This window comes from Anaerobiospirillum sp. NML120449, from assembly GCF_023051105.1.
GTDB lineage: Bacteria > Pseudomonadota > Gammaproteobacteria > Enterobacterales > Succinivibrionaceae > Anaerobiospirillum.
The window spans coordinates 75190-85579 of sequence record NZ_JALKIL010000020.1; the positions used below are offsets into that span (position 1 = coordinate 75190).

2 protein-coding genes are annotated in these 10390 nt (G+C 55.6%); one reads left to right on the forward strand and one right to left on the reverse strand.

Annotation, left to right across the window (positions count from 1 at the left end; genetic code table 11):
• Positions 1-1771 precede the first annotated feature (1771 nt).
• Positions 1772-6712: an Rne/Rng family ribonuclease gene (locus tag MXE41_RS07235; RefSeq protein ID WP_247100023.1), complete on the forward strand. Its 4941-nt coding sequence runs from the start codon at positions 1772-1774 to the stop codon at positions 6710-6712.
• A 554-nt stretch (positions 6713-7266) separates the two neighbouring features.
• On the opposite strand, the gene MXE41_RS07240 is transcribed toward MXE41_RS07235, so the two are convergent.
• Positions 7267-8061, reverse strand: coding sequence for an inositol monophosphatase family protein (locus MXE41_RS07240; RefSeq protein WP_348647422.1), 795 nt, complete (start codon positions 8059-8061; stop codon positions 7267-7269).
• Between the last annotated feature and the right edge of the window lie 2329 nt (positions 8062-10390).

Sequence of the window (10390 nt, forward strand, 5' to 3'; positions counted from 1 at the left end):
TAATCAGCAGACAGCCAATTGACGGTAATAATCATCAATGCCGCCCGGCTGGAGCAGTCCCTGTCTCTTAACCCAGCAGGCTCTGCAACCCCCGGTATGGAATGACTTTCAAGTAGCGATAAAGAGTCGACACGGTGGCTCTTTCAGGCCCCCTCTTCCCAGAAGATAAGGCGCGCCTGTCAGTGCTTATTCCAACAATCAATACTTTTACAGGATCAGAAATACTTCAGCGTACGTAACCGTATATGCATGAGGCCTGCGCCCTGAGCGCAGTGCAGCAGTCCCCGCTTTCAGGTCAGGACTGCAGCCGTGTGCCTGTCAGGGCGCCCGACCTTGTCTTACGAACAAATTCCTGCCTGTCAACTGTACCTGAGCATGTCTGTCTCAATCCCGGCCCTGAGGCCGCATTTTCATGACAGCAGCGACTTATGGTATCTGACATCCCTGCAGGATCTTAAGCTGCCGCCTTACAGCATCGGCCTGTGCCTGTGCACTGACGCGCCAGCAACAGATTCATAATGTCAGGTCATCCAGTTTTACGAGCTGGCTGCCTGTCATGCTCCACTTTGCGCCACTGGCTCAGGCCGCTGGCAACGGGCTCAGCCCCCGGGCATGTCCTTTTGATGAGCATTATGACTCTGCTTCGTGATGACCATGGTCTGGTAAATCCGGCTCTCCACTGCAACGGCAGTCGCCAGCTTTCCATATATCCAGTCTTATAACCGTGCCCTCTGGCACATATGCCTTTATTCACTGCTGCACTGCCCGGCACCAGCCAGGCAAATGCAGCTAAGAGCAGGGAGCCGCTCCTGCGTACCAGTGCAACTGCGCACCTGTGCGCCTGCCGCTCCCAACCTCAGCAAAGAGCCTGAGGCTGATAACAACCAGTTACGCTGTGCTATTACCATGATATGTCATGAGTGCACATTAAAGCTGACAGATCTGTGCAGCCTCATGCCCTGAGCACTGTCTGGACGGCATGCCGTTCAGCCTCAACAACCATACTTAATTTAACTGACCTGAGTGTTGCAGACCTGATGGCAGGTCCCATTGCGGACGTGCTTTCAGACCGGGCCCTGCAACAGCTGACCCACACTCAGACACTCAGACAGCCTTTTAACGGCTGCCTGACAGCAAACAGTTCAGGCAGGCGGCATTCAGGCCAGTCATGGCTGCGTCAGCCTGCCTGCGGGAATACAGAAAATACCTCCAGCTATGACGTGAGCTGAGCCATCTCAGCCCGGGCAGCTATTACAGTCACAGACCGGCATGCCGGGCATGGCTGCATCAGCGCCTGCGCGCAGCTGGGCACTTTCTGTATCAGCCCTGACGGCACCAGTACCGAAGACCTCAAGGTCTCAGGTTCTGTGCCTGCAGGCCTGAGTGCGCATCCAGTACACGTGCGTACCGTCCTCTGACTGGCTGCCTGAGTGCTGTTAGCACCCAGGGCTGTTTCATAGCCTTACTGGTCTGTTGAATATTGCAGCCGTGCCGTGCGTGCCTTTTCCGGCACAGTGCGGTGCATGGCCCATCCTGGGCCTGACCTGGCCGGGCTGGCCTTTGGGCCATGCCGGTGCCAGCGACGCTCTGCTCAGGTCTGCCGGGGCCTGCTTATTGTGTGGTGGTTATTGAGGTTGCTTTTTTGATGTGGGATAAGGGCCTGTGAGCATGTGGGACGGCTTTGATGGCTGGCATGCAGGGATATGCCTGGGGACTGAGTTCTGATCTCTGAAGGAAGGATTGCCGTATAAGGATCTTTTCCGTGAAAAGAATGCTTATCAACGCCACGCAAGAAGAAGAAGTGCGTGTCGCCCTTGTCGATGGTAATAAGCTTTATGACCTCGACATTGAATCCCCACAGCATGCCAACAAGAAGGCCAATATCTACAAGGGTGTAATTACCCGTATTGAGCCAAGTCTTGAGGCTGCCTTTGTTGACTATGGCGTTGAGCGCCATGGCTTCCTGCCAATTAAGGAAATTGCCCGTGAATACTATCCTGAAGGCACTGACTTCAGCGATCACGCTTCCTTAAAGACAGCTTTACGCGAGGGCCAGGAAGTTATCGTTCAGATTGAAAAAGAAGAACGTGGCCAGAAAGGCGCTGCCCTTACCACCTTTATCTCCCTTGCCGGTTCCTACCTGGTATTAATGCCTAACAATCCGCGTGCCGGTGGTATTTCCCGCCGCATTGAGGGTGAAGAGCGTGCTGAAATCCGCGCTGCCTTCGAGGGTATCAACATTCCTCATGGCATGGGCGTGATTATCCGTACTGCCGGTGTAGGCAAGAGTGCCGAAGAGCTGTCCTGGGACCTCTCCATTCTTACCAAGCTCTGGGAAATGATCAGAAAGGCCGCCTCATCCAAGAAGGCTCCTTTCCTCATTCACCAGGAGTCCAGCATTGCCATCCGCGCTATCCGCGACTATCTGCGTCCTGATATCGGCGAAATTCTGGTCGACAGCAAGGAAGTGTATGAGCACATTGTTCATCACATCAAGCTGGTGCGCCCTGAGTTCTCCGAGCGTGTACGCCTGTACCGTGGCGAAATCCCTCTGTTCTCCAAGTACCAGATTGAAAGCCAGATTGAATCTGCCTATCTGCGTGAGGTACGTCTGCCATCAGGCGGTGCCATTGTTATCGACCCAACCGAAGCTCTGACCTCCATCGACGTCAACTCAGCCAAGGCCACCAAGGGCGGTGACATTGAGGAAACAGCTCTGCAGACCAATATCGAGGCTGCTGAGGAAATTGCCCGTCAGCTGCGTCTTCGTGACGTAGGCGGTCTGGTTGTGATCGACTTTATTGACATGAGTCCGATCAAGAACCAGCGTGAGATTGAAAACCGCATGAGGGAAGCCTGCCGTCAGGATCGCGCCCGCATACAGTTCTCCCGCATCTCCCGCTTCGGTCTGCTTGAGATGTCCCGTCAGAGACTGCGTCCATCTCTTGAAGAGTCCACCAGCCACGTATGTCCTATGTGTCAGGGCCAGGGTACCATTCGAGATACCGCGTCTTTGGCCTTATCGATCATGCGTCTGGTCGAGGAAGAAGCACACAAGGAGCACACAGGCGACGTCATGGCCTTTGCTCCCGTTGAGATTGCCACCTTCATTCTCAACAACAAGCGCCGTCAGCTCGAGGCTATCGAGAAGAATACCGGCATTAAGGTAACCGTAATCCCTGATCAGCACATGATGGCCCCAAGCTATGAGGTTCATCGTGTGCTCAACAGCGCCTCCAGCCTGCCTCTTGACTGCTCCAAGGACGACCCTACCGCAATTTTGCGTGAGCGCGCTTCCCGCGACCGTGCCAAGGTTCAGGAGACCATGCTGCGCCGTGAGTTTGCCGCCCGCAAACAGCAGCAGCCAGGCGCCCGTGAAACCCCTATGGTCTTCACTGAGGACATTACACTCAACTCCCCTGCTCCTCACATGATTGATGAAAACAGCGATGATCCGCACACCATCAATCTCAAGAACAGCGAGCAGCCACGTGCCGGTAATGTGGTCATGAATGACGGCCGCATTGAGGTCAAGAACGGCAAGATCTTCTCCAAGATCTTCTCCTTCATTGGCAACCTCATTAAGGGTAATGACGCCCAGCAGGCCCAGCCTGCCCGCGATCAGGACGCAGCCGCTGACAGCCGTGACCAGGCTGCCTCCGAGCGCACTGAGCGTAGTGATGGCCGCCGCAATGGCAACTCACGCCGTAACGGTCAGAAGCGCCGCAATGAGCGTCCGGACCGCCAGGAGCGCGATCGCCGCAAGAGCGAGCGCTTTGAGCGTACCGAGCGTCAGAGCCGCAGCGAGCGTCCGGAGCGCGGCGAACGCCCTGAGCGCGCCGAGCGCCAGGATCGCGCCGAGCGTCCAGAGCGCAGCGAACGCCTTGAGCGCGCTGAGCGTCCAGAGCGCAGCGAACGCCCTGAGCGCGGCGAGCGTCAGGATCGAGCCGAGCGCATGGAGCGCAACGATCGTCCTGAGCGTGATTCCATGGACCGCCCAGAGCGCAGCGAGCGCCCTGCACGTCAGGAACGCAGCGAGCGCCCAGAGCGCGGCGAACGTCCTGATCGCGCCGATCGCGACAGTGAGCGCCTTGACCGTCAGGACCGTTATGAGGCTGACAGCGCTTATGATCAGGATCGTGACAGCAGCGCAGCTGAGCGTGACGATTTTGAGCAGAGCCCACGTCAGGAACGCCGTTCCCGCAACAGTGCACGCGACGAGCGTAATGATCGTAGCGAGAGCTTTGAGGCCGAGGCTGATGAGACTCCAGTACGTGAGCGCCGTGAGCGTGGTGAGCGTGGCGAACGCTCTGAGCGTTCAGAGCGTGGTGAGCGCCGTCGTGAGCGCAGCCGCGATGACCGCCGCTCCCGCCGCTCTGAGCCACGTCAGTCAAAGAAAGTTCCTCTCAATGCCCGTACTCTTGGCTTCAACGATGCTGAAGTCTTTGACGTAGCCAGCATTACTGAGGTCAGAAACTTTGCCTTTGTTGAGGAAAATCTGACCTCTGCTCCTATGGGTGAGGGTCCGGACCATGAGGTTCCATTTGCCGGTGACATCACTGCCCGTACCTTTGAGGAAGGCCGTGAGTTCCGCAAGGCTGAAACCACTGGTGGTCTGCAGGAGGCTACCGTCTGTGCTGAGGTTGCTACCATCAGCGAGCCTGCCCCTGTAGAAATTATCTTCAGCATCGAGCATGAAGATCGTGACTGCGACTGCGGTGCCGACTTCGTCAAGGCTGAGCGCGCCGGTGGTCTGCATGCAGCCCTGCGTGTTGAGTGCTGTGAAGCCGCTCTGAGCATGGCTGATGAAGATGCCCAGGCCCTGATGGACCAGCACTTCAACTCACGTCCACAGCCAGAGGCTGCCCAGCCTGGTGAGTTCGATCCACGTGGCCGTGAAAAGGCCCAGCTGGCACGCGCCCGCGCCAGCCTGCCACTGCCAGTGCAGAAGAACAGCGCCCAGTGCGAAGACCTGGCTGATGCCGCCTGCGACAGCGCTGATGAAACCATTGCCGAGCGCAGCGATCGCCGCGAGCGCGCTGAACGTGGTGAACGCCAGGAGCGCGCTGAGGGCTCAGGCCGCAGCCGTCGTGAGCGCAACCGCGCCGAGCGTGAAGAGGCCGATGCTGACAGCCGTGAGGCCGGTCGCGAAAGCCGTCGCTCCGAGCGCCGTCGTGAGCGTGGCGAAGATGAGCTTGACGCTCAGGAAGATGGTCGTCGCTCCCGTCGCTCCCGCCGTCAGGAACGCGAGCGTGACGAGCGTGAGGCCGGCTCTGACGAGCTGCCGGCATTAAATGCTGAGGGTCAGGAGGGCCGCGCTGGCCGTAGCCGCCGCGAACGCAATGAGCCTGTTGCCAGTGATGATCTGGAGAACATGCTCAATGCCGCCCATCAGAGCTCCTTTATTGATGAGCTCGAGGGTGAGAGCGATGACGGACGTCCACGCAAGACCCGCAAGCAGGAGCGTGCTCAGAAGCAGCGCAAGGGCAAAGGTATGAGCGATCAGGCTTCAGGCCTTAATGACTGGCAAGGTGCTCAGGATCAGGTCAGCAGTGACACTTCAGATGACAGTGCCGCAGCAGCTGGCGCTGCCAGTGCAGGCGCTGCTCCGGCCGCCCCGGCCGATGGCCAGGGTCAGAGCACTGAAGAGCAGCCACGTGGTCGCAGACACATTTCTCAGGTCTATGAGGAAGTAGATGCTGACGACACCTCTGATGAGGTGGTGCCAGATGAGAGCCCATATGAGAAGTCCCGCCGCGTCTCTGACTTCTGGTCAGCTGATCGCAAGGATCGTCTGTCTGCCCGTTACGCCCGCGTCATGCGTGATGACAATACTGAAGAGCTTGATCAGGATGCCCGCACCCGCAACATCCGTTCAGCCATCACCGAAACTGTCTCCAGCTTTGACGATGCTTCAGTTCTGGACAGCACCTTAATTGACAGCCCACGCATGGCCCCGGCTCCAGCAGATGCCGGCGATGACCGTGAGGACATTATTGCTGCCAAGTTCAGATCCATCACCGCAAGCTCCTTTGACTATGATGAGGCTCTGTCTGACGTTGACACTGACGACCTGCCTGAATCACTGACTCACGGCAGCCGCGAAGCTGACAGCAATGACGCTGACAACGGCGCCGCCGACCAGCAGACCAGCGCTCCAGCCGATCAGTTTGCCGCTCAGGCAGATGAGCAGACTGCAGAGCAGCCAGTTGAGCATCCGGTAACCTCAGCTATTATTAATGCCCTGCCAGCTCAGCTGCGCCGCAAGCCACAGTCTGACAGCGATGCTGACACCGACGCCGACGCCGACACCGACGTCGCCAGCGACGCCAGCACTGTTGCCGACTGCGACGCCAGCTGCGAGTCAGCCAGCGCCGCGAACAGCGAAGCCGAAAGCGAAGCTGTCAGCTCCGCTGAACATGCACAGGGCCAGGACCATGTCCAGGGCCAGGACCAGGCTCCATCCATGGGCCAGGAAGGTGATCAGCCTCAGGCCGAAACTCAGGTCGAGACTCAGTCTGACAATCAGGCCGAGACTCAGGTGCAGGCCCAGGCTGCCGCCGAGGCTGATGAGGAAGAAAGCCGTCGCAAGGACATGGAGGCATTTGCCAGCTTCCTTGCAGCCCCATCGGAAACAAAGAAGGATGAGGACGACTTTGCCCGCTCATTAAGCCAGGGCTACCAGCAATTCAAGGACAAGTCCGACAACTGATGGCAAGTCTGCCCCTCAGGCAAATAAAACAGCGCTCCGGCCCAGAGGCCGTGAGCGCCTGAAACAGAAAAGGGAGGCCCCGCAAGGAGCCTCCCTTTTTTTCATAACCGTAACGTCACGACTGGCCGCCACAGAACAAACGTTTTCAAACCTGGCCCTGCCAGGCGGCACCGCCCTCGTGGCATCATCCACCGCCTCAAGGCTCCCGCAGCTCAGCCCAGGCAACGCGTCACAGGCACGACCGCAGCGGCGCACAGCTGCGTACCATGGCTGCCGGCCATACTGGCGCCTTGATGGCCCGTAAACGGTTATCTGCACAGAGTCGTACTGCCGCACAATGCCTTGCTGCAGCACAACGCATGGCTGCAACACAACGCCTGCCTGCCGCACAACGCCCGGCTGCAGCAGCGAGGCGGATTAAAGTGTCTGAAATGCGGACTGGCAGCGCCCGCTCATGTGATCTGGAGAGCTTTTACCTGGCCCGGAAATAACTAAGGCCATATGTTTATCATATGGCCTTGTTTTAACTGTTATCTTGCAGGTAATGCTAATGCTTAGCGCAGAATGCCTGGCAGGTTTGGAGCATCACATACCTTGGCCAGCAGATTCTGTACGATCTGAGGGTTACCGGAGACAATGTTACCGCTTTTGGTAAAGCCAGGACCGCCGGCAAAGTCAGTGGCGATACCACCGGACTCGCGCAGAATCAGCTCGCCTGCAGTGAAGTCCCATGGCTTGAGGCCCTGCTCGAGGTAGGCATCATAACGGCCACAGGCAGCGTAGCACAGATCGAGGCTGGCGCTGCCGCTGCGACGAACGTCGGCACACTGGTTAATCAGGCGAGTGAAGAGCTCCATGTAGGCGTCAAGACGCTCACGGTAGCGGGTTGGGAAAGCAGTGCCCACAATGGCACCGTCTATGGTCTGATGCTGACCGACACGGATACGGGTGCCATTTAAGGAAGCACCTTCGCCACGGGCAGCGCTGAACATCTCATCACGGAAAGGATCAAATACTACACCCACGATGGTACGTCCCTTGTGCTGCAGACCGATGGAAACTGCACAGTGAGGGAGCCCCTTAACAAAGTTGGTAGTGCCATCAATAGGATCAATAACCCAGACGTACTCTGAGTCCTTGTTGCCCTGTAAACCACCCTCTTCACCGAGAATGGCGTGATCGCGATAGGACTTTAACAGCATTGATGAAATGGTGTTTTCACACTCACGATCGACATCAGTAACCAGATCATCCTTACGCTTCTCCTCTACGGAAAAGCCACCCTGATCGATTTTGCGGGCAATGACATTACCTGCTGCACGAGCTGCACGCTGTGCAATATTAAGCATTGGATGCATATTTCAAAGAGCTCTCTTGGTTAGACAAAAGTGCTTTATTATACAGACTTGCAAGCCTCACGGCCGCATTTTTTCAAAACTTTTTATCCCTCTCAATGTCTCCAGTCAGCACAAATCAGCCATTTGTGATCACCCCACCACCCCCCATTTGCGCCCGAGCCCACACTCACAGCCGCCACAATCCCAAAACAGCCCGCTGCCTCATGGCCCAATAAGTGACCAGAAGACCACTGGCCCCCATCCTCATCCTCTGCCCCGCACATTGCCCCGGCCACGGCACTTGCCCTTAACACCAGGGCCAGAGCCATTGCCCAGAGCTCATCAAAAAAGCAAAGCCCTGGTAACCGCCCTTTTCCCGGCGCCCGACTGCCCAGCAGTCGCAATGACCTCAATACAGCAAGCCCATACAGAACTTACGAACAGGCGCATATGAAACTGCAGGCAAAGCTACCATCCCAGCATCCCCCAATGAGCTAAGGCTCTGGGCCATCACAGGATCGGCACAGGATCGACTCATCATTCATGCTCAAGGAAAGGCTACAGGCCCACCCCTGTCCTGTCACTCAATACGTCCGGCCACACAATACGTACTGTAACGACCCGGCCCCTGGCTCTGTCTTTATCCCATGAATCTCCTGAATACGCTGAACCCCATGAATCCAATGAAGCCCCTGAAAACGCTCGATCCCCTGACTTACCATGGTTCTGTACTTTTATTTGCCCGGCTTATATCCCTCCCTGTCAGGACTCATGTTAAGGCTGGTGAGCTGGGCTAAAAGCAAGGACATACCACTGTCCAGATAAATGCAGACGACAGCTGCAGGTGCCCCAGAGCGGCCCTGCCATTGGGACCATGCCAAAGCTGTTTTTTTTGTCAGGAACAGCCAGGTACAAAAAGATGGCAGAAAAGCCATTTTATGCCTTTTGTCTGTGATTTAAGAAAGGGCAATGCTCTAAAATGGTGCCTGACAGATTTTTCAGACAAAAATTTTGGCCACTTCTTCTGCTCCTGAAAAACACCGCCAACAGTTCAAGGTCCCGTACGGGCGGCCATGGCATGCTGACAGTTTCAGGGAACACCATTTAGCCAGTCATAAGCTGTTGCTGGCAGGTACTTTTTAGTATCTATCAAGAGAGTTTTTCTTTTGATAATATGAGCTCATTAATAAGGCCGGTTAAGATATGCATATCCGGGTAAACAGGCTGTCCGTTACAGGTGCTCAGCACTAAGCATTTGCATCTGCCCAGCCTGTTACAGGCATATGCAGCTCCAGCAGAGCTGGAGATTTCTTCCTGTACTTACCTGGCCGACTTGTAAGAAGATACACTGCCCATCTTTTAATGACATAACATTAAAAGTAACAGCAGTTCCCAGATCACTAAAAAAGCAGCGTTCTTCGGGACGCATTTAAATTATTCTTGTACTTTTTGCAGTGGCCTGGCTTTTGACTGCAGGTCCTGATCAACAAACTGAGGAATTGCAGAGCTGTCGAGCGGCTCTGCAGATATTCACTTGATTCGGGAGGTTCATGCCCGAATAAGTAGTGCCCCGGCATCCCCGCCGGGTCATGTATTTTTCAGTACCCATCAGGGTACCTGACAACAAAATATGATTTTCGTTTTACCGGCACAGTCCGGTAATATCCCTTCTTATTTCCCACCCTGACAACCATCTTACTTAATACCGGCGCTTACCAGCTCTGGCACATTTTATTTCCATTTTTATTCCATCACGGCCGTCCAGCCAATAGCGTCCATCCCGCAATTCCAGTACGTCCCGTCCACACCACCATTCACGTCCGTTCAGTCCATACCACCATTAACGTCAGTTCCGTACTTCACCACCTGCCCATTTCCACGGCCATGTACCACTGCCTTTGCACTGCCTTTGCCAGCAACAGTCACTGTTCCTGATGCCTGCCATGCTTTATCTGCACGGCCCCCACGTCTGCACATGGCACAGCCGCCTTCTAATGACAAAGCTTACTCCCTGGAGCTGATATTTGCCTGTCTTAATTGATTGAACTCCAGTCAATCTCAGGTATGCCAGGAAGAGCCGTCCATCAACAATCCATACTGCTGTGTCGCATGAGCTGCACTAATCTCCGCTGCGCCCGGCAGATATTTCAGTCGTGACATAAGAGATACTTTACAAACAATAAAGCAAAGCAATAACTTAGACATGTGCAGCTTAGGAACTGTAAGCAATTAAATTGATCTTTTAAAACCATTGATTCGATAGTTCCAGAGAGGAAATGGCCCAATGGGTTCCATGTCTATCGATTTCATCTGGGCATCACTGATTTTGATGCCTGTTTCA